Origin of the sequence: Psychromonas hadalis ATCC BAA-638 (genome assembly GCF_000420245.1) — a bacterium.
Lineage (GTDB): Bacteria > Pseudomonadota > Gammaproteobacteria > Enterobacterales > Psychromonadaceae > Psychromonas > Psychromonas hadalis.
On sequence record NZ_ATUO01000065.1, the window covers coordinates 1 to 19,875 of the forward strand.

Consider the following 19,875-nt stretch of genomic DNA (forward strand, 5'->3'; position numbering starts at 1 on the left):
ATGATATAAAATCTGTTGCGGGGTATATTCGCCAACATTGGTCAATAGAAAATAGCCAACACTGGGTATTAGATGTCACTTTCAGAGAAGATGAATGTCAAACCTATGCTGATGATGGCGCTCGAAATTTATGTACTTTTAGGAGGGCTTTACTGGGGCTTGTAAAAGATAATTCTTTCAAAGATAGTGTTGCAGGTAAGATGCAACGAGCTTGTTGGGATCAGGATTTTAGGGCTGAAGTCCTTTTTGGATGAAATTCATACAAAGCGTAATCCGCCCCTGGTGATGAACCCTAATTGGGTTCAAAAATCTGTGTCATTTAAGTAAAATAGACTAAAAAAGGAATGACACATGACAAATAAATTTAACTTTAATGATGCAGTTAAATATCGTCTAGGGTGTAAAACCTCTCCAAAAGGAGTCTGGCGACATATCAGTTGGAAAGAGGATGTAACGGTACATCCTCGCTGTATAAGTACCCTCAATTTTCAAATAAATAGTAACGACAAAACTATTACAGAGCGAATATTAATCCACTAAAAATCAGTCCACAGCCGATTAACCGAGTAAGATAAATTTTCTCTTTTAAAAAGATAACAGCAAATAATAAACCAAAAATAATGCTTACCTGCCTCAACGCAACCACCAAACTTACATTGTCAGTTAATAGCATGGCATAAAGCACTAAGCCATAAGTACTTGCCATGATTAATCCCGTTATAAATGCACTACACTTCATATCCCACGCTTGCTTAAACTGGTAGCTCTGGCGAGTGACTAAAAAACCTAAAGCAAAGGGTAATGTTGTCGCCCAAAATTGCATGCCAAGATAAAAAAGAGCAATAAGTGGAGGTTGATGAATATTTTTTAAGGAGAAAAATAGTTCCGCCAGCGCAAGTTTATCAACAATTGAATATCCAGTAGTACCAATGGCTGCAATTATTGCCCATGCAATACCAATATGACTCCCGGGTGACAACTTAAATTGTCGTAAGCTGGTCAGTGGCACAAGCAAGCAACCACTAGTAATCAGTAAAAATCCTAACCATTGCATTGGCATAACTACCTGACCTAATAATAATACCAGTCCACCGACCATCATAACGGGTATGGCTCTGGCCATCGGATACACGACTCCAACATCTGCATTTTGATAAGCAAACCCTAATGCAACTAAATAGATAATTTGAAAAATACCACTAATAAAGAGTAAGTACCAAAATTGAATAGAAAATACTTGTGGGCCAGCAGAAAAGTAAAACCATAACAAAAAAGGCGATAACAAAAATGCCATCAAAAAGGTAGTCATAAAGAAAAAAGCTTGCACCGAACCTTTATTTGCTTTACCAATAATATTCCAACTTGCATGCAACAATGCCGAAATTACAACCAACACAACAGCCCAAATAGACATTTAATCCACGCTTAAACCTTTAGAAGATAATTTAATCAATACTGCTTAACACATATTGAAAAACATAGAGAAATCAAGCCTCTTGTGACACTAATTCTGCTACAGATTCAATGCACAGTGCATCATGTCGCCAATACTCTAAATCACAATCAATTAAACGTCCCTTCTGATCATAATTAGTACGTTCAATCAGCATTGCAGGACTGCCCGACGTTGCACGCAAGGCCAACGCGACCTCCCCAGAAAGTGAGGTAGTACTGATCCGATAATAAGTAGTCTGATAACAAAGTGAATAATGTTTTTTATAAGCAACTGTCAGTGATTGGGTAAAATCAAAATCAAGCAGTTTGGCAAAGTAATCTGCTTTTATATAATTAACAACATATACAACAGGACGCTTTTCGAGATAACGGACTCGAGTTATATGGTATATATTCGTCAACATAGGCACCTGCAATAATTTAGCAGTTTTTTTAGTTGCTAATATTTGTTTCGCCTGTAACAGCTCAGTAAATGCTATGCGTCCCTGTTGCTTGGCCATGTCAGCAAAGTTAAGTGTTAAGCGCGGATCATAACGTAATGGCTCAGGGCAAATAAACCAACCACGCCTATCTTCACAATATATACGCGCTTCTGACTCTAACGCACGAAGTGCCTCGCGTAATGTCACGCGCGTGGTTAAAAACGCTTCTGCTAACTTACGCTCAGAGGGCAACTTTTGCCTTGCAACAAACAATCCAGATTCTATTTGTTCGATCAATTCTTCTTTAATTCTAAGATATTGCACAGAAATTCCTCTTTAACGCTTACGCCATGCTTGCGTTGAATTGTCAAATAATTTATCCAGTAATAAATGCATCAGTTTGGCTAGCATTGCAGCTAACATTATCATTACTGCCATCGCGGCAGCCGATCCTGTTTGCCCCGCATCATCCATATTTAAAACCGAAACCGACGCAGGAATGGTATCTGTTGAATATAAAAAGACAACTGCAGAGGTCGTAGTTAAGGCATTAATAAACAAATAGGCAGCAATATCAAACACCGCAGGTAAACACACTGGCAAAGTGACTTTCCAAAACAATTTATATTGCGGTAATTTAATGGATGCTGCACTGGCTTCTAATTCAACGGGTAATTGCTTGAGTGCGGCCACTGCCGTCATATGCGCCACAGTATAATAATGGACAATGGTATTTAGCACTAATAACAACATCGAACCATATAGTACATTCAAAGGATTATTAACATCGTTAAAAAAGAAAATATAGCCCAAACCTAATACCATGCCAGGAACTGCCATCGGTAATACACTTAACATTTGTAAAAAACGACGCAAGCGGATAAATGATCGCCCTTTTTCTATGCTATAAGCACCAATAAAAATCAACACGGTACCTAATAATGCAGTCCAACTCGCTAATTGTATTGAGTTCCAAAATGGACTCCAACCGTAAGTACTTATCTCTGCGAAGTTATAATTATTAAAAGATAATGCTTTATTCCATGGCCAGAACGTAACTAATGAACCATAGATAGCCATGCCTAAAACGACTAATATAACCGTTGAAATAAGCAGACAATAAACAAAACAAAGTCCATCACGCAGAGGTTGTGGCGCAGGATGATATGGCACAGAACGACTATCAAAAAGGTTTTGCTGTTTTTTCTGTACCCAACGATCTACTATAAATGCGAACAATGCAGGCAGTAATAACAATAAACTGGTCACAGCGGCCATCGAAAAGTTTTGTTGGCCAACAACCTGTTTAAAAATATCAGTCGCTAATACGTTATAACTACCACCAATTACCTTCGCGACACCAAAGTCACAAACGACTAAAGTAAAAATAACAATTAAAGTGCTAATTAAACCGTATTTAGCGGCCGGTAAAGTGATCACAAAAAATGTTTTAAAAGAACTGATTTTTAATGCTTTAGCACTCTCGTAAAGACGGGCATCTGAGGTGCGTAGCGAGGTCGATAAAATCATTAAGGCATGCGGAAAAGTCCAGAATATAAGCCCTAAAGTGATGCCAATAAAACCATAAATTGAATTTCCTAATAATATTTCGGTGGCAACACCCTGTTTACCAAAAAGATAAATAAGACTAATCGCAGGTAACAATGAGGGTGCTAAAATGGGTGCCATGCCTAATACTCTAAAGACACCTTTAGCTGGCATGCAAGAGCGAGTAAGTGCGTAGGCATAAAAGAATGCTAAGGATCCAACCACCAGCATCACCACAATACCAAGGGTAAACGTGTTTTTTAATGAATACCACACTGCGTTAGATGAAAAATATTCAGTAAAATTAGCAAGACCAACAAAGTCATCATCACTATTAAGCACACTACTACGTAACATCTCCCACAAAGGGCCTACAACAAACAGCAATAAAAAAAATGTAACGATCGCAAGGCTAATAAATAGAATCAATTGTTCATGGCTAATTTTATTAAAATAACTACCTACTGTTTTATTCAACATATTTTTAAGTTTATTAATTTGGGTAATATTCATAATAGAGCCTTAAGTTGCTACGACAGATTTAAGCATTATCTTTTCTGAGGGATAAGCATTTATATGGGTAATATCCATCGCTAAATATCGTGTTTGTTGCACCATTAAATTTAACTTTCTTGCTTCACGAATCGGTACATTGACATAAATGCTGTGTGCCGATAGATCACCCCATAATTTGCATTCAACTTGGCAGTACGCACCCTGAAATTCTATAAATTCAATATTAACTGAGATGGTTTCTTTGCCTTTTTCACAAAAATATAAACTCTCTGGGCGAATAGCTAAATCTACGATACAACCTGAAATTGCTAAGTCTTGTAGTTGCTCAGGTACCGTTAATAAGTCTTCACCGATACGCATTAAGTGTTGGTTAATCATTGACACAGAAATAAAATTAGTCGTGCCTACAAAGTCTGCAACAAAACGACTTGCTGGCTTTTCATAGATTTCCTGAGGTGTACCAATTTGTTCAATCACACCATTATTCATCACCACAATACGATCTGCCATTGCAAGTGCTTCTTCTTGATCATGTGTCACCATCACAGTGGTGATGCCAAGCTTACGCTGTAATTGACAAATTTCTTCACGCAGATGGCTACGTACCTTTGCATCGAGAGCTGAAAGTGGCTCATCTAATAGCAATAACCCAGGTGATAACGCTAATGCTCGCGCCAAGGCAACACGCTGTTGTTGGCCACCTGATAACTTGTTTGGGTATTTATTCGCTTCACTTAGTAGGCCAACTATCTCTAACCATTTATCAACTAAGTTGATGCATTCAATATTAGTGAAACCTTTATTTTGCAACCCAATGGCAATATTGTCACGCACCGATAAATTAGGGAATAATGCATAGGATTGAAACACGATACCAAAATCACGTTTCTCTGGTGGTAAATGTGTTGTTTCAACACCAGCTTGAAAAATACACCCAGAAGTCACTGGCTCTAAACCTGCAATACTACGTAATAAAGTGGTTTTTCCACAGCCTGAAGGCCCTAAAAAACAAACAAACTCCCCCTGTTTGATGCTTAGAGATATTTGTTGTAACGCAGTAAATTGACCAAACTGTTTGACAACATTTTCAAGACGGAGATATGTTTGCATAATAAAAACCTAACCTGAGAAAAATAGAAGATTAAAAAGGCATAGCAATTGTTACTTAAATAACTGATGGTAAATAACAATGTAGATGAAAAAAGGTAAAGAATTATCTTCTTTACCTTATAATAAGTTAACTTTTTGGTTCTGATTTACTATCAAATTTTTGAGACCATGTTTTTAGCACAGAAGCTCGTTCATCTCCCATGCGTGCAAAGTCCATTTTTGCCATGGCACTTTTAATATTTGGAAAGTTTTTTGTGGTTGCAGTCACCTCTTTATGGGCAACTACTGGGTACATTTCGATATATAGCTTATTGGCATTTTTTGAAATAGACCAGTCAACAACACGTTTGGCCGCATCACTCTCTTTAACTAAACCTACTGCTTCTGATTCCCAGCCAATACCATTAGGTATGATAACCGTTAATGGCGCGCCTTGAGTTTTTAACTTAGCACCGCGACTAGCCGTAGAAATGCCGATCGCGACTTCACCCATTCCTGCTTGAACACAGGGTTTAGATCCCGAATGGGTATAGTGGGCAATGTTATTATCTAATTTTTGCATGTAACTCCACGCTTGTTGCTCACCCATATTTTGTAACCATGCCGATACCTGCATATAACCAGTGCCAGAAGAAGCAGGGTTTGGCATGGCAATATGGCCTTTATAAATTGGTTTTATCAAGTCATTCCATGACGTAGGCTTAGGTAAATTCAACTGTTTCGCAACAATATCGTTAAAACAAATTGCATTAAAAAAGGCATCATTACCAAACCAAGCTTGATTAGATTGAGGATCATTTAATGAATTATCTAAAGCTGCTAAGTTCTTTGGTGTGTAGATTTTTAAGATACCTTCATTCTTTAATAACGCCATAGAAGATCCCGCTAATCCCCAAACAACTTCCGCACGAGGGTTATTTTTTTCTGCTAATAATTTAGCCGTCATAATACCCGTTGAGTCACGTACCCATTTAATAACAATATCTGGATTCTCTTGTTCAAATGCATTTTTGTACTTAGCTAAAACATCTGTTTCAAATGCGGTATAAACCGTTACTTGTTGTACTGCATAGCCACTTGTTGCACATAATGTAAGTACCGTTGCGATTGCTGTTTTCATAAACCGAGTTTTCATCTTTATCTCCATTTAACAATGATTTTTGGTCTGTACCAGTTGTACGAGGCAAAACATTACAGAGGGTTTGTGACAACAATATTACTGATTTAAGACAATTTTAAATTATTTGATGCTGTAGTGGTTAACAATGATTCTCGAATATTAAACTTTTGTGACATCTACCCTTTGGCTATTTACCTATCTAATTTTAGTCTTTAAAGTAAATAGTAATTCTGGTCTACACCAAGCGAAAGAGAGCAAACATGAAAAATGATTATTTATTACTGACACCGGGCCCTTTATCAACATCACCAACGGTACGCCAAGCAATGCTTAATGATTGGTGTACTTGGGATGATCAATACAATAAAGAGATTGTCGACGTTATTCGCCATAAGCTGGTCAACTTAGCGACTCAACATGACAATTACACCTGTGTATTAATGCAAGGTTCTGGCACAGCCAGTGTGGAAGCAACCATTGGTAGTGCCTTGAGTGATCAGGATAAATTATTGGTCATTGATAATGGCGCCTATGGTGCTCGCATGGCAGAAATTGCACAATATTTGAAAATCAGTTGCACCACGATGCAACAAAAAGAAACCGAAGAAGTTGATTTACAGAAATTTGAAGACCTTCTCGCCAGTGATAAAAGCATTACCCATGTGGCGATGGTGCACTGTGAAACCACCACGGGTATGTTAAACCCTCTCGAGAAATTTTGTAAAATAGCAAAAGCGTATAACAAGGTAGTGATCGTTGATGCGATGTCTAGTTTTGGTGGCATTGAAATGGATATTGGTGAGTTAGATATCGACTTTATGATCAGCTCTGCGAATAAATGTATTCAAGGAGTACCTGGATTTGGTTTTGTTATTGCCAAAGAATCAGCAATGCAACAATGCCAAGGTCAGGCACGTTCGCTCAGTTTAGACTTATATGCGCAATGGTTATGCATGCAAGAAAATAACGGGAAATGGCGTTTTACTTCACCAACACATACGGTACGTGCTTTTTATCAGGCACTACAGGAGTTAGAGGAAGAGGGAGGCATTGATCAACGTCAGCATCGTTATAAAAGCAACCAACTAACCTTAGTAAAAGGTATGCGTGAATTAGGTTTTAAAACGCTTTTACCCGATAGCCAGCACTCCCCGATTATCACCTCATTTTATTCACCTGACACCGCAGACTATCAGTTTAAACGTTTTTATGATCAGTTGAAAGAAGCAGGGTTTGTTATCTACCCTGGTAAAGTAAGTGATGCCGATTGTTTTAGAATTGGCAATATAGGAGAAGTTTATCCCAATGATATTAATCGCTTAATTACAGCCATTAAAAGCGTGATGTATTGGAAAAAGTAGCATGAATTTTGAAGTGATTGATAACCTACGAGCATCGATATGAATGGCCGTTGAGTTCGTCCGCTCCCAACCACTTAAAAAATAACTGCAATGAAACAGAAGCACTGTTATATGAATGTTTATCATCAATTATAACCTTAAATAGCCCTTAATATTTTCGAACAAGTAATGACTAAAATCAGAAAGGAATTTAACTATGACTAATAATATAGCTACTAATATTAACAACAATTTAGAAATACAAACCTCATCGCCTGTTGAGGCAATTATCTTTGACTGGGCAGGAACGATAGTTGATTTTGGTTCTTTTGCACCAACCACTATTTTTGTCGAAGCCTTTAAAAAAGAATACGACTTTTCTATTTCGCTGGCAGAAGCACGTGTGCCAATGGGGTTGGGTAAATGGGACCATATTCAAGCGGTTGGCAAACTAGAAGAGGTGGCACAGCGTTGGTTAACACAATTTGGAAAGCCCATGGACGATACAGATATAGACCAGATCTATCATCGTTTTATTCCGTTACAAAAAGCCAAAGTCGTTGACCACTCCCAGCCTATTTTAAATGCAGTTAATATCGTTAATAATTTTAAACGTCAAGGTATTAAGATTGGATCATGCACTGGTTACCCACGTGCAGTAATGGATATATTAATCCCTGCCGTCGCAAAGCATGGCTATCAACCCGATTGTATAGTAGCAACTGATGATTTAAAACACGGCGGTCGCCCAGCACCTTACATGGTACTTAAAAATGTGATCGATTTAGGGGTGAGCAGCGTAGCAAACTGTATTAAAGTGGATGACTCGACACCGGGTATCTATGAAGGACATAATGCAGGCATGTGGACAGTCGCACTATTACTTTCAGGCAATGAAGCAGGGTTGACCGCCGAACAATACCAACAAGCTGATGAAAAAACGCTGAGCACAGCACGTCAAAAAGCAACGCAAGTGATGGAGAAGTCTAAACCTCATTATATGATTGATACAATTAACGATTTACCAGCAGTGTTAATTGATATTGAAAAACGATTAATATCTGGTGAACGTCCTTAAATTGACACTACCCCCCCTATCACGAGTCGATAATCTGCAATGACAAATATCAGTGCAGGTTATCATTATTAACCTGAACAAATCATGTACATGATTCCATTGCCACCTGGATAAAATCGCGGATCCCAGGTAAGCCCCTGCGGTTTTTTATCCATACTACATGCTCAATCACTTTATCCGTTGCTTCAATAATCGGCAATATAACAAACCGTGGATTAGGACGAATATCCTGCTCAAGTGAAAAACCTATCCCCAAACCATGACAAACAGCTTCCAACATGTCTAGTCTGTTATCCACGACAACATTACTACAAACATTCTGTTGATGACGCCCAAACACGTTTTCTAGTAATTGCTGAGTACACGCTTCGGGCTTATAGACGATCAGGGCTTCCATGGCCAATTCTCTAACCAATAAAGCACTTTTTCCCGCCAAATAATGATCTGGATGCAGGATGGCAACCAAACGATGAGAGGAAAATGCAAAGCGAGATAATTCGCAATGCTCATCCATAAGTGGGAATAAACCGATATCTACCGCCCTATCTAACACTAACTCTCGACACTCCGAAGTGGTAACAGATTTAATTTTTACTGTCACCAGAGGAAAACGGCGACTAAACTCTGCAATCAGTGGCATGAAAACAACTGATGAGGCATTAGCCACTTTTAATGTCATTTTCCCTGGCGATATCCTCGGATTAGAAAGCGCCTCTATCGCAGTCGCTAAATCATGATATTGCTGGGTAATCAGATACAACCGCTTACCTAGCTCAGTTACCCGAACACCTTTACTAAATCGTTCCAATAAAGGCCCACTAAAGCGAGATTCCAGCTTACGAATCTGTGCCGTAATAGCTGGTTGACTAACCGATAATAATTCAGCGGCCCGAGTAAAACTCCCAGTTTGAAATGTCGCATTAAACGCTCGAATTTCCGCCATCGAATAATTCATAACAGCCCTCCTAAGATAAAAAACATTAACACTCTACAGGGCGTGTTAATCTTTACTGTATAAGTTAAATATCCACCTTCTTAGAAGGTGGCTTTGCTTTTTACCCCTTAGAAGGGGGCTGTGGTTTGCCTTCATAGAAGGCAAACTTTGCTGTCCCATTATATCTAAATTATTAAAATTTTAATTCATGTTGCTTTTCTTGATACTTTACATACTTTCAGCATCAACTCCAACTGTGTCTACACAATATCCCTTCGCCCCAAAATGGTTACCCCAATATGGCTTTTTCTTTAAGTATGGGAATGGCTTAAAGACCCTTATTGCAGTCCGCCCTTTTACTGCTCCAAGAACTTCTGAAATAGATCTTTTCGGGGAGACTTTTACCAATAAGTGTACATGATCTGGCTGTACGTTTAGCTCTACAATTATACAATCTAATCTTCCGCAATATATTTGAATACAACGATAGACCTCATTGGCAACTGCTCCTGTTAAAATTCGATACCTATATTTAGGAACCCAAACTATATGACATTGGCAGTGCCAGATCACATGTGATAACTTCTCAAATCTACTCAGGCTATTTCTCCTTTTTGTTGTGGGGACAACTAAATAGATTAATAGCATGAGTAGAAGCTACAGGCATAGCCTCTAGCTGCTGACCACGCCCACAGGACGTGGTTTTAATGATTTAATAAATCACTATCGTCCTCCTTATCAGCATCACTGTGTATGCTTTACCATACTATTTAAAAAATAATACTCAAAAGATCAACACACCCTAGGCACTATGTTTTAGAACGGTGGCACCTTGCACAGATTTGCCAGGAGTGGTTAATAGCGGGATAGATGAAATCAGTTTTTGGGTATAGGCTTGTTGTGGATCGAGAAAAATTTGACGAACGGATCCCTGCTCAACTATTTCCCCCTGTTTCATCACACACACCCAATCACAAAGATTAGCGATCACACTTAGATCATGAGAGATAAATAAAATAGTCAGACCCAACTCCTCTTTTAATTCTTTTAACAGCTTCAAAATCTCATCTTGAATCGATACATCCAGCGCAGCCACCGCTTCATCCGCCACAATAAATTGGGGATCACACACCAGTGCACGAGCAATACTGATACGCTGACGCTGACCGCCGGAAAAAGCATGGGGAAAACGACGTAGATGCTCTACTTCAATATGGCAACGTTTGGCAACTTCGATAACCCGTCGATCTGTCTCTTCACGATTTTTGGTCAGTTTCATCGCTTCTAATGGCTCTGCAATAATATCGCGTACCGTCATGCGAGGATTTAGCGAACTATAAGGATCCTGAAATACCAATTGTGCTGTACGCGCAAGTCGCTTGCGTTTGATCGCTTTACCGGCACCAAACTTCACTTTCTTTTTGGTATGGTGATATTCGACAGTGCCAGAGCTAATGGGTGCAGCCCCTAACATCGCTTTACCTAGGGAGGTTTTACCTGAGCCACTTTCACCCACTAAGCCGATAATTTGCCCTTTTGGCAGATCCAAGCTGATATTGTTCACTGCTTTAAATAATTCAGTTTTACGTCCACTGACAGATATCGGATAGCTGATCGATAGGTTTGTGATTGATAATAACGGTTCTGGGGTATGCGTTGGTGCTTCTGGTAAATTATCAAGATGTGGTAACGCATCCAGTAAACATTTGGTATAAGAATGTTTTGGCTGATATAACACTTGATCAGCCGATCCTACTTCAACCACCTTGCCACATTGCATTACGGTAACATTGTCTGCAATTTTTGAGACAACACCGAGATCATGAGTAATAAATAGCATCGCCATGCCGAACTGTTCTCGTAATTCCATCATCAGATCCAATACCTGCGCCTGAATAGTCACATCTAGCGCAGTGGTCGGTTCATCCGCAATCAGTAGCTTTGGTTTAGTCGACAACGCCATTGCGATCATCGCTCTTTGACGCATTCCACCAGACAGCTCAAAAACATACTGATCAAAACGTTTTTCAGGATCAACAATTCCCACCCGCTCGAACAACGCAATGCCCTCTCGTCGCGCTTGATCTTTGCTATATCCCAAATGAATCTGCATGGTTTGAATAATTTGATCGCTAATGCGGATCGCGGGCGCAAAACTAGCCATTGGCTCCTGAAATATCATTGATACCGCCCCTCCTCTCACCAAACGCAGATCACGTCCACGTAGCTTAAGGACATTAACCGCCTGATCTTGGTAGTTCAGCGTGATTTTACTTGCAGGCTGAATAATTGCATTATTAGGCGCCATACGCATAATACTTTTAGCCGTTATCGATTTTCCTGAGCCACTTCCTCCTACCAAGCCCATTACTTCTCCAGGACGGATGCTCAAACTCAGATTATCAACTGCGTGTACTATTCCTTCATCGGTATTAAAGTCGATACTCAAATCACGAATTTCAAGTAGATTTTTCCTGTTGCTATTATTGATTATCATCTTATTTTTTCTCCGAATAAGGGTCTGCAGCATCACGTAGCGCATCACCTACAAATACAAATGCCATGATCATGAACACAAAAACCAACAGGGGAAAGAATTGCCAAACCATATTTTGTTGAATATCTGGATCCTGCGCTTTTTGTAGCAGCACCCCAAGACTATTAACTGGCTCTGTTAGCCCTAATCCTAAAAAGCTGAGGCTCGTTTCCGCTAAAATGACATAGGGGAAATTGATCAGCGTATCGACGATGATATAGCTACTAAAACTAGGGATAAGATGACGCCAAATAATCCGCCATGTGCTTGAACCACAGAGTTGAGCTGCTAATATATAGTCTTGATTTCGTTCGGTCAGAATGTGTGTTCGCAAGCGCCGCGCGAGTGTTGCAAAATCCAGCGCACCAATGATAACGGCAATGGCAAAATAACGCTGTATAGGGGTAAGGTCAAACTGAGCTAATGCAACCGCACAGGCAAGATAAATCGGGATAGCCGGAATAACACGTACGGCTTCCGTAATACTCATCAGAACAGTGTCGATACGGCCACCGAAATAACCACTAATTCCGCCGACCAGCAACGATGTAAACAACTTCACCACTAACGCAACAATCGCAATACTGAGCGTCACCCAAATAGCATGCAACGTCCGGCTGAATATATCCTTACCATCCTCATCGGTGCCCATTAGGTGGATCTGTCCTTGATCTACACCAAATAGATGGCGATCCCAACGAATATCCAGATCCAGCTCTCCCACACTTAAATCGAGCAGACTATATTCCCAACCCTGCACAAAAAATTGAATATCACGACGTTCATTTTTATCCACATTAAATTTGTTCTGGCTAGATGAACTTAGCGCACCACTTGAAATAAAGGCATCAAGTGCATCCAAGCCTCCACTCATGAGTGTTTTTATATCAATTTTACTTTTTTCTTTTGTATAGGTGTAGCTAAATGGCCTTGCGGAGAAGCCGTTTTCATCCCAGAAATGCAAAACTTGAGGAGCACCACGGCGATAGTCAGCATCAGCGCCTCGAATAGTCGGGTCAATCGGTGAAAAGAACGGTGCAAAAAAACCCATAAAAACCAGAGTACCGAGTACCCATGCAGCAATCACCCCTGATTTTTTTTTCTTAAAACGCCCCTTAATTAGTGCGAGTTGTCCCGCTGTATAATAAGATTCATCATTCTTTTTTTGCTTCGATTTACGCCCAAAGCGAGCGAGTATTACACTCATCATCCATTCCCCAATACACTTTTACGCACTCGTGGATCGACCGCGGCCAGCACCACATCGGTAATAAAATTCATACTGATCACCACTAATGCAACCAAAAATAAAATCGCAGCAGCGAGTTCCTGATCACTCGTCATCGCGAGCGCCTCTATTAATAAGGCTGCTGAATCGGTTAAACCGATCACTATCGCAACGATAGGCAGATCATTGAATATGCGTTGAAAGTCAAAACCGATAGAGTTAAACAATGGGCTAATTGAATGACGTACCGGATACCCCACCCACAATGAAACGCCTTCAACTCCCCGAGCACGGGCAGCATCAACATAGAGTTTATTCGATTCATCGACCACGAGGGCACGCACTGTTTGTAACTGCAGTGCGGTAGCAGACCAACCAATAACAAAGATTGGTAACCAAATATGACTGAGAAAATCATACAGCTTTTCAACTTCAAAACCATTATTACCAAACCAAGGAACGTTACGCCACTGATCCGAGAATAGCCCTGTAGGCATGGGTTCTCCAGCAAAGACATAAAGTAGAATGATAGTCAGGGCGAGCAGGAAATTAGGCAATGCCAAGCCTAGATAACTGATTATGCGTAGTAGCAGATCCAATATTTTCTGTAGGCTCAGGAGTACCGTGCTAAACAATTTTTCCATTTTGCTATATTGTGGATTTTTTTCGACCCAAGGTTTATTAATAGTAAAAGCAGAAAAAATACCAAATGGCACCGCAATCAAGTAAGAAAATATTAATCCTGCGATACAGAACATAAAACTCACCCAGAACCGGTTTCCCAGTGCTAAATTTACCGTCTGACGCTTAGCGCAACTAAAGCCCAAATCCCCGCGTAAAGTCAGGTTAGTGATCCAACGACCCCAGCGTTCTGGCAACGACTTATCGAGGCCCATTCGCACCCGTTCAGCCTGAATATCTGCCTGCGTGATGATCTCTCCCTGGGTGTTTTTATAAGCAATGTATTTCTCTGCACAGTCACCTGGCATCACTTCCATTAGTGAAAATACAATGCCACTGACCAGAAGAAGTGTCATCAGCGCCAGTAGATAGCGCCTAAAAACATAATTAAAATATTGGCTTGCACGACCGCTCCACCAGAGCAGGCCGCCTATACTGAGGAGGATCCACAGCAACCAAGTATCAGCTAAAAACTGTATGAACATAATAGGGTTCCGTTACTCATGTATTTTCTTTTGGATGGTATAATTGATTAACAATAGTAAGAGAGGGACGAACCTCCCTCTCTTACTGACAGCAATTATGATTACCTAGTCAGATACCACTGAGATGGTAGGTATGGGTACATACGATAGAACTCGTAAGAAGAGGTCTTAGGTACTTCAAAATTGGCCAGTGCTTTACTGTGATAGATAGGAGAAACGGCTTTGACAGTCCCGATGATAAACAAGTCATCAACCACTCTCTTAGCAATCTCGAGCCCTACTTTGTCGGATTCCTCAGTACCTGCTTTGAGCGTGACAAAACGATCGGTTAATTTTTTCATTTCAGTTACCGTCTCTGGTGGTGCAACGCCTTCAGCACCTTTTGTTTGCAGGTGTTGAGACCAAAGCATTCCCGTGCGCAGGTCGAAGAAACTTCCGTATGGTGGTACCAATGTTTCAATATTACTGGCAATATTAACCAGTGGACGGCCCATTACCCAACTTAGCACACTCAGATCATTCGCTGTTTGAGAGTTACGGTATTCGTCTGATGTCACTTCCTTAATAGTGGTTTTAACCCCAACATCACTCCAGCTTTTAGCCACTATTTCAGCCACTTTAGAAGGTGTTCCCTGAGTCGCATACTGAATATTTAACTCAAATTTTTTCCCCGATGGCAGATCTCTCAGGCCATCACCATCTTGATCCGTCACACCCGCCTTATCCAATAATTCACCTGCCAGTTTTTGGTCGAATTGAATCCAGCTATTTTTTAGTTTGTTGGTGATAAATGGCGTCGTGTCTGCATCAAAACCAGTATATTGAATGGGAGTCCCAAGTCCAAAAAAAGCGATATCATTAATTTGACTGCGTTTTATTGCAACCGACATTGCACGACGGAAATTAATATTATTAAAAACCACACGTTTCTCTTCATTTTTATCAGTGAGGTTAAATGCAAAAGTAGATTGAGCGATGTTCGGGCGCAAATAGATCTCATAGTTACCCTTGTCTTTATTCTCCAAAAGAACAGGTGCCTGTGGCAGATTAATTGCTTGAGCTTTGTAATCTACCTCGCCAGAAATAAGCTTCGCAGTCTGTATATCCTCATCCCCGATATACACTTCATTGATCTCATTAATATAAGGCAACTGATTACCAGCGGTGTCTACCTGAAAGAAATAAGGGTTTGCCACTAAGTGACGACTTTCTAACGACTCTTCAACCACTATATGTGACTCAAGTGTTGGCATAATAGCGGTATAGCCGGCTTTAACCAGACGTTCAGACGCGGCTTTATCTTTCAATAATGGTGTTGGAATATCTTTCCAATCTGACTGACCGTAATAAAAGTTAACCAGTGCATAACCATTGTCAAAACCTAATGATTTAGCGAGCTTATCAGCCTCTTTATTAAACTCTGGGTGGAATTTTTCTAACAAGTGTTTAGGTAAGAATGGCTGTGCATAATCCTGCGCAAAGTTATCCAAAAAACCCGGAGCAGGTTTACTCATAGTGAACTGAACCGTAGTCTCATTGAGTGCTTTAACTTTGATAGCCTTACCCCCAGAAAGGAAGCGATCTTTTGGCTTCTCGATAATATTGCTATTCATTAATATATTGTTGTACCAGAAAACCACATCATTAGCGGTAAATGGAGCACCATCAGACCATTTATGGCCTTTACGAAGGTTCACTTTCAGTATTGTAAAGTCCGCATTCCATTGCCATGACTTTGCTACATTTGGCACAATAGTCGCAAGATCATCACTAAAACGAACTAAATTTACATGACGTATAGAGAGTAGATCAGAGGTACCCGATTCTGTTGCTTTAGAGATCCCCTTTAGCACACCACCATACTGGCCAATACTTTTATAAGGCGCAATAACCAGAGGCTCTAGTGGTAAACGTTGCATAAGAGGTAACAGTGTTGGATTACCTGCAATGCGGCTATTCAATTGACGCATCGCAGGATTTTCAGTGAAGCTCAGTGAGCAACTTTGTTGGCGCTCAAATTCATTTTTTTCAAATATGTGGGGATAGAGTCCACCCGCATCTGCTCCCGTAATTGCAGGGCATGCAGCGATTGCATTACCCGCCATGAGTAGCAGTGTACTGGCTATAAAAAGTTTAGACATGATTGAGCTCCTGTTGTGTGAATAATGAATCTGAGTTGGGTTAATATCAGTCGCTATAACATCTATGATAAAAAATTTAGACATGATTTTAATCCTGTGGTGTTAGAAGTGGATCGAAAATGGGAACCGCATCTTTCATTTTAGGTTCCAGAGCAGCACAGGCCAGTTACGTTGTACTGCAATCGCCAGTAGCTGATTGTCAGGGTTAGTGGCCACGGGGTTTTTTATCTGTTCAAGTAAAAGAAGGTCATTAATTGAATCGCTGTAAAATACAGCACCATCAATAGATACTTGTTGCTCGGCAAGCCAACTCTGTAGACGAATCACCTTACCTTCTCGGAAGGTCGGTACACCGGAAATTTCACTGCTATAGTAATTATTCTGCGTTTTCAGCTGAATCGCTAACACATCCGTTACACCAAGTTTTTTGGCAACCGCGTTAACAATAAACTCGCAGGTTGCAGATATAATGAGTCGTCGCTCCCCCTTTTTCTTATAATCAGCAAGCAGTTTGATCGCCTCCGGGTAGATACAGGGAACAATATATTGATCGACAAATCGTGGCATCAGTGCATCAATATCACTGATAGAAAGCGGACTTAGTGGGGCCATAAAAAAATGAATATAGTCACTCAACACTAATGTTTGTGCATCGTAACGTTCCATCATCAATGCATCTTGTTGCAGAAAATCAGCACTGGCGATCCCTTCTGCAACCATGAATTCACAAAACAGGCTACAACTATCTCCCGAGATCAGAGTCTCATCCAAATCAAAAATAGCAAGGCTCATTGATTTATGCCTTCAAGTAATAATGAAGTCGCAACAGGTTTGTTGTGATCATTTAGACCAAGTAATTCACACACGGTGCCACACAGTTCAAGCTGATGAGGCTTGGCATCCATATCATGAGAGAAACATTCCCCAATCACATAAAGCGGTACATCACGCTCTTCAGCTAGCGTACCGCCATGACTTTTATCTGTATTCATACCGTGATCAGCAGTGACTAGAATCTGGTAACCAGCATTCATCCATTGCAACAGGTATTCAGATAGATACACACCTGAATGGCGAACGGTATTGCGGTAGTGAGCGCTGTCTAGCCCCGCTTTATGACCAGCATCGTCAATATTCATTGAATGCACCAACAAAAAATCTGGATCGTGATGTCGGCGTAACCACTCGGCATCCAAATAAAGGTGACTGTCAGGATAAATATCGTGATGGTAGAAGATGCCATACTGAATTAGCTGATCAGGTGCGTTGGTAAAGCGATCCCGTGACGCATCATAGGGACAATTATTATACAACTCACTGACCCAGTGATACGCAGCAGCAGCGGTGCTCAACCCAGCTTGCCGTGCTAGACTAAACACACTATGCTGGTTAGAATTACGAATAATTTGGTTGTGAACAACGCCACTATGAAGCGGTGCAACCCCCGTCAGAATTGCCTCATACAACGGCCGAGACATAGAAGGCAACTCCGATTGCATCTTATACAACGTCGCCTTCCCTTGCTCAGTCAATCCTTGCAGAAACCCCATACACTGCTGTGCAGTTTCATATGCAAGACCATCCAATACCACCAATATCACTTTATTTGACATTTATTCTATCCACAACATCATTTGAACTCATGAAGCAGAATCTTACGCACGCAATATGAACACTAGATGAAAGATATAAGATATTTTTATGTCAAGATGACAGGAAAAGTTATTAGGCAAAGTTTTAGTTATGGGGATCTTCCCCTTTAAAATCTGAGAGAGGAGGTTTTTGGGGCTTATATTCAAATAGTAAATACATAACTTCAATAGGTAGAAAAAGTGGTCAGCTGAATATATGTAGTGAATCAGTGATACTGGCCTCTAATTTAGTGGTCAAATTGGCCATTTCTCTAAGGCGATGTATGGACTCCACAACCCTAGCAATTAGCCTAGAGTTACGGTAACTATAAAGGAGTCTATATCATGTTGAAATCTGCTATCTTTGGAATCGATTTAGCTAAAAATGTTATTCAGGTTTGCCAAATCAGTAAATATGGTGAATTAGTCAGCAATAAAGCAGTGAGTCGTCAAAAACTTAAAGAGATACTGGCAAAGGCAAAACCTGCTGTTGTTGCAATAGAGGGCTGTGGTAGTAGCCATTATTGGGGGCGATACGCAGAACACTTTAACCATGACGTTCGAATTATTAGCCCTAAAAAAGTAAAAGGTTTTCTTCAAGGCCATAAAACAGATGCTAATGATGCGTTAGCCATTGCAAATGCATCCTTACAAATAGGGTTGAAGTCGAGTAAACCGAAAAGTGAACAGCAACAAACGATGCAAACATTAGAAACAAGTCGTGTTTATTTGTCTCGTAGTATTACTTCTTTAAGTGACCATCTGCGTGCGATGCTTTACGAGTACGGTATTGTCAGCCCGATAGGCGTGAAAGGATTAACTAAAGTAGTGCAAGATACGCTCAATGAGGCTGATTCAATCCCAGAGTGTTTACGCTCAACCGTGAACCAGTTATGGGCGACAGACTTAACCTGAATTTGGGATAAGAATTAAAATAAATTGAACTAAGTGACTATTCCACGATCTGATCTTGTGACTATAAAAATTAGATGGAAAGAAGGAATATACATGGATAATTTAATTGATACATTTTGTAAAGTTGATGATTTTTGTAACGTATTTACTCCCGAATGGGAAGCGCGTTTAATAAGTAAGGGTGAGATTAAAAGACGAAGAGTTAAGCGAATGAGCAACTCTGAAATAATGACCATTATTATTAATTTTCATCAATCTCATTACAGAGATTTTAAGAATTATTATTTAGGCTATGTAACAAAATATTTAAAATCATATTTCCCCTCACTGCTAAGCTACACAAGGTTTATAAAGGTTATGCCATCAGTTATCGTCCCTTTAAATGCCTATCTAACAACCTTATTTGGTAAGCCAACAGGCATTGCTTTTATCGACTCCACCAAAATAGCGGTATGCCATATTATTCGAGCAAAACGTAATAAAGTATTTAACGGAATTGCAGAGCATGGAAAAAGCACAATGGGGTGGTTCTTTGGCTTTAAATTACACCTTATGGTTAATCACCTTGGTGATATTTTGAGTGTAAAAATCACAGGTGGAAATATAGATGATCGTAAGCCTGTTCCTGAAATGGTTAAGGCCTTATCAGGTAAGCTGTATGGTGATAAAGGCTACTTAGGAAAAGCATTAGTGGATAAATTACGCGATAAAGGTGTTGATCTAATAACAAACGTT

At 40.1% G+C, this 19,875-nt stretch carries 15 protein-coding genes and 3 pseudogenes; 5 read left to right on the plus strand and 13 right to left on the minus strand.

Annotation, left to right across the window (positions count from 1 at the left end; all coding sequences use genetic code 11):
• A pseudogene (locus tag G322_RS24810) lies at positions 1 to 254 on the plus strand (ISAs1 family transposase); the annotation flags it as partial.
• 260 nt (positions 255 to 514) lie between these two features.
• On the opposite strand, the gene G322_RS0109590 reads toward G322_RS24810, so the two are convergent.
• The 5 genes from G322_RS0109590 to G322_RS0109610 form a co-directional block, all read right to left on the minus strand.
• Complete coding sequence (locus G322_RS0109590; RefSeq protein WP_022941582.1) at positions 515 to 1,414, minus strand: EamA family transporter; 900 nt, start codon at positions 1,412 to 1,414, stop codon at positions 515 to 517.
• A 73-nt stretch (positions 1,415 to 1,487) separates the two neighbouring features.
• Positions 1,488 to 2,201, minus strand: coding sequence for a phosphonate utilization transcriptional regulator PhnR (gene phnR, locus G322_RS0109595; protein WP_022941583.1), 714 nt, complete (start codon positions 2,199 to 2,201; stop codon positions 1,488 to 1,490).
• A gap of 12 nt (positions 2,202 to 2,213) precedes the next feature.
• Positions 2,214 to 3,938, minus strand: a complete 1,725-nt coding sequence (locus tag G322_RS0109600) for a putative 2-aminoethylphosphonate ABC transporter permease subunit (RefSeq protein ID WP_022941584.1) — start codon at positions 3,936 to 3,938, stop codon at positions 2,214 to 2,216.
• 9 nt (positions 3,939 to 3,947) lie between these two features.
• Complete coding sequence (locus G322_RS0109605; protein ID WP_022941585.1) at positions 3,948 to 5,051, minus strand: putative 2-aminoethylphosphonate ABC transporter ATP-binding protein; 1,104 nt, start codon at positions 5,049 to 5,051, stop codon at positions 3,948 to 3,950.
• 127 nt (positions 5,052 to 5,178) lie between these two features.
• Complete coding sequence (locus G322_RS0109610; protein ID WP_022941586.1) at positions 5,179 to 6,186, minus strand: putative 2-aminoethylphosphonate ABC transporter substrate-binding protein; 1,008 nt, start codon at positions 6,184 to 6,186, stop codon at positions 5,179 to 5,181.
• A 245-nt stretch (positions 6,187 to 6,431) separates the two neighbouring features.
• Between G322_RS0109610 and phnW the strand changes: the two genes are divergently transcribed.
• Together phnW and phnX are read left to right on the plus strand one after the other, a co-directional pair.
• Positions 6,432 to 7,532 (plus strand): 2-aminoethylphosphonate--pyruvate transaminase, encoded by a 1,101-nt coding sequence (gene phnW, locus G322_RS0109615; protein WP_022941587.1) that lies wholly within the window; start codon positions 6,432 to 6,434, stop codon positions 7,530 to 7,532.
• Between the two features lie 196 nt (positions 7,533 to 7,728).
• Positions 7,729 to 8,589, plus strand: coding sequence for a phosphonoacetaldehyde hydrolase (gene phnX, locus G322_RS0109620; RefSeq protein ID WP_022941588.1), 861 nt, complete (start codon positions 7,729 to 7,731; stop codon positions 8,587 to 8,589).
• An 82-nt stretch (positions 8,590 to 8,671) separates the two neighbouring features.
• Here the strand turns inward: phnX and G322_RS0109625 are convergent, their stop codons facing one another.
• From G322_RS0109625 to G322_RS0109660, 8 genes and pseudogenes are all read right to left on the minus strand, one after another.
• The gene (locus G322_RS0109625) at positions 8,672 to 9,544 is read right to left on the minus strand and encodes a LysR family transcriptional regulator (protein WP_022941589.1); all 873 of its coding nucleotides are present in this window, start codon (positions 9,542 to 9,544) and stop codon (positions 8,672 to 8,674) included.
• 216 nt (positions 9,545 to 9,760) lie between these two features.
• A pseudogene (gene tnpA, locus G322_RS21735) lies at positions 9,761 to 10,123 on the minus strand (IS200/IS605 family transposase); the annotation flags it as partial.
• 202 nt (positions 10,124 to 10,325) lie between these two features.
• Positions 10,326 to 12,020 (minus strand): dipeptide ABC transporter ATP-binding protein, encoded by a 1,695-nt coding sequence (locus tag G322_RS0109635; RefSeq protein WP_022941590.1) that lies wholly within the window; start codon positions 12,018 to 12,020, stop codon positions 10,326 to 10,328.
• A 1-nt stretch (position 12,021) separates the two neighbouring features.
• Complete coding sequence (locus G322_RS0109640; protein ID WP_022941591.1) at positions 12,022 to 13,269, minus strand: ABC transporter permease; 1,248 nt, start codon at positions 13,267 to 13,269, stop codon at positions 12,022 to 12,024.
• The gene (locus tag G322_RS0109645) at positions 13,266 to 14,453 is read right to left on the minus strand and encodes an ABC transporter permease (protein WP_022941592.1); all 1,188 of its coding nucleotides are present in this window, start codon (positions 14,451 to 14,453) and stop codon (positions 13,266 to 13,268) included. The genes G322_RS0109640 and G322_RS0109645 overlap by 4 nt, the downstream gene beginning before the upstream one ends.
• A gap of 101 nt (positions 14,454 to 14,554) precedes the next feature.
• Positions 14,555 to 16,594 carry an ABC transporter substrate-binding protein gene (locus G322_RS0109650; RefSeq protein ID WP_022941593.1) on the minus strand — a complete coding sequence of 680 codons (2,040 nt, stop codon included), beginning with the start codon at positions 16,592 to 16,594 and terminating at the stop codon, positions 14,555 to 14,557.
• A 135-nt stretch (positions 16,595 to 16,729) separates the two neighbouring features.
• Complete coding sequence (locus G322_RS0109655; protein ID WP_022941594.1) at positions 16,730 to 17,386, minus strand: HAD family hydrolase; 657 nt, start codon at positions 17,384 to 17,386, stop codon at positions 16,730 to 16,732.
• Positions 17,383 to 18,207 (minus strand): alkaline phosphatase family protein, encoded by an 825-nt coding sequence (locus G322_RS0109660; protein WP_022941595.1) that lies wholly within the window; start codon positions 18,205 to 18,207, stop codon positions 17,383 to 17,385. The genes G322_RS0109655 and G322_RS0109660 overlap by 4 nt, the downstream gene beginning before the upstream one ends.
• A gap of 363 nt (positions 18,208 to 18,570) precedes the next feature.
• Here G322_RS0109660 and G322_RS20390 point away from each other — a divergent pair.
• Together G322_RS20390 and G322_RS0109670 are read left to right on the plus strand one after the other, a co-directional pair.
• Positions 18,571 to 19,134: pseudogene (locus tag G322_RS20390) on the plus strand (IS110 family transposase); the annotation flags it as partial.
• Positions 19,135 to 19,233: 99 nt separating this feature from the next.
• Positions 19,234 to 19,875 (plus strand): IS982 family transposase (locus tag G322_RS0109670; RefSeq protein WP_022941597.1); only part of this gene is annotated, 642 nt, incomplete at its 3' end.